The organism is Alloscardovia omnicolens DSM 21503 (genome assembly GCF_000420505.1).
In the GTDB taxonomy this organism is placed as follows: Bacteria; Actinomycetota; Actinomycetes; order Actinomycetales; family Bifidobacteriaceae; genus Alloscardovia; species Alloscardovia omnicolens.
Genome location: NZ_ATVB01000038.1, coordinates 1 through 2106 on the forward strand (window position 1 = coordinate 1; position 2106 = coordinate 2106).

General features: G+C 48.1%; 1 protein-coding gene. It reads left to right on the forward strand.

Annotated elements, in window-relative coordinates:
- Positions 1-45 precede the first annotated feature (45 nt).
- Positions 46-2106: Cna B-type domain-containing protein (locus G464_RS0108220; protein ID WP_155237074.1), on the forward strand; the 2061-nt coding region annotated here is incomplete at its 3' end.

Here is a 2106-nt window from a genome sequence, read left to right on the forward strand (position 1 = left end):
GGAGATTCACTTTCGTATAAGTTGAATGTCTTTAACAATTCGATTGTGCCAGCTAAGTCGTTGACGGTGCTTGACGTCCTCCCGTATAAGGGTGATCATGCGATTGCTCCGAATGATAAGGGTGAGTATCCTGCTCGTCATTCCTCGTTTGTTACTGGGTTGACTGCGAGCGTAGAGAGTGCTAACGATGATTCTGTTAACTCAATGTTCACTTTCTACTATCAGACATCTGCTCAGGGTGATGATCTGAAGTCTGTTCGTGACGGACAGTGGGTGACTGCGGATAAGATTTCTGACTGGTTTGAGGTGAAGTCTGTTAAGGCTGTACTGCGTGATGGTCAGGAGATAGCTAGCAAGGCGAGTGTGGATATTCTTATCCCGTCGAAGATTCCTTATGATACGAAGCTTCACGATGATCGCAGTAAGACACCGGATAAGGCTGTGAATTCGAGTGCTTTCTCCTTGGACGGTACGAATTATTCTGAAGCGAACGGAGTCGAAGCGTATTTTGCTACGTATAAGGTCAATGGTCGCTTCTTCGTAGACAAGAACAAGAATGGTGTCTACGATCGGGGGGTGGATAAACCATTATCTCATCGTAGGCTCACTCTCATGGCTGCAAATACTGACTCTACTGATGCGGAGGGTGATAGATCTGCGTTTAGTGAGGTGAAGCATCCTAATGGTGATCGTATTGATTTGATCACGAATAGTGAGGGGCAGTATGAGTCTGTTGTGTATCGTGCTGGTACGTATCGTGTGCAAGCACAACGCAACAGTGGTGAAACTTTTTCTACTCGATCTGGTCAGGGCATCGAAGCGAATAACGTTGATGCTGCCTTGATTAAGGGTGATAGGGCGTTGACGTCTGTGTTGGTGTTGAGTTTGCAGGAACGTGAGGCTACTCGTAATGTTGCTGTGCAGTATGATCCGGGTTCTGTTAAGGTCGTGAAGACTGCCACAGTTGAGGCGGATAATCCTGATGCTGGTCGGCCGTTGGTGGGTGTGGAGTTTGAGATTCGTACTGCTGATGGTAAGCCGGTAACTGATATTAACGATAATCCTGTGTCGTCTGTGAAGACTGATGATAAGGGTGAGTTGGTGTTTCAGGATTTGTTGTTGGGGTCGTATGTGGTTAAGGAGGTGAAGGCTCCTGTTGGCTATAAGACGGATACGACTGCTTATCCGGTGACGATTACTCATGACAATCCGAATGGGACTGTGACAGTTGGTAATTCTTTGGATCGTACCAGTGTGACCGTGGCTAAGAAGTGGGTGGATGATAACAATCGTGACGGCATCCGTCCAGACAAGGTGACTATCCACTTACTGGCTAACGGTGAGAAGACTGACCAGATGCTTGAGTTGAATGCTGGTAACAAGTGGACTGGCACGTTTGACAAGCTGTTTGTTAACGAGAATGGTCAGCCAGTTAAGTACACAGTGTCTGAAGACAAGGTGGCTAAGTACACTGCTGAGGTTACGGGTGATGCAAAAGCTGGTTTTACTGTGACGAATACGCATACCCCGGACACCATGCAGGTGAAGGTGACTAAAGTCTGGGTAGATCGTGATGATGTGTATCAGGTGCGTCCAGACAAGGTGGCTATCCACTTACTGGCCAACGGCAGGAAGACTGATAAGACGCTTGAACTCAATGCTGGTAACAAGTGGACTGGTTCGTTCGATAACCTCTTTGTTAACGAGAAGGGTCAGCCTATCGAATACAGTATTTCCGAGGATCCGGTGACGGGGTATGTTACTGGTGAGATCGAGGGCAATAGTGTCGATGGTTTCACTGTAACGAATACGGTTATTGAGGGTTCGCTTGTGTTCATGAAGGTCGATGAGAATAAGAAACCTGTTGCTGGCGCGGTGTTCGAAGTGGTAGATAAGTCGGGCAAGCGCGTGGCTGAGGCTACTTCGGATAGCCAGGGTCAGGTGCGTGTGGATCATCTGGGCTTTGGTGAGTACACGGTGCGTGAAGTGTCTGCTCCTCAAGGCTATGAGAAGACCGACTGGAATAAGCAGTTCACGATTGATCAGCAGGCTCAGGTTGTGGATGCGGGCGAGGTTGTGAATAAGAAGATTCCAACCACACCACAG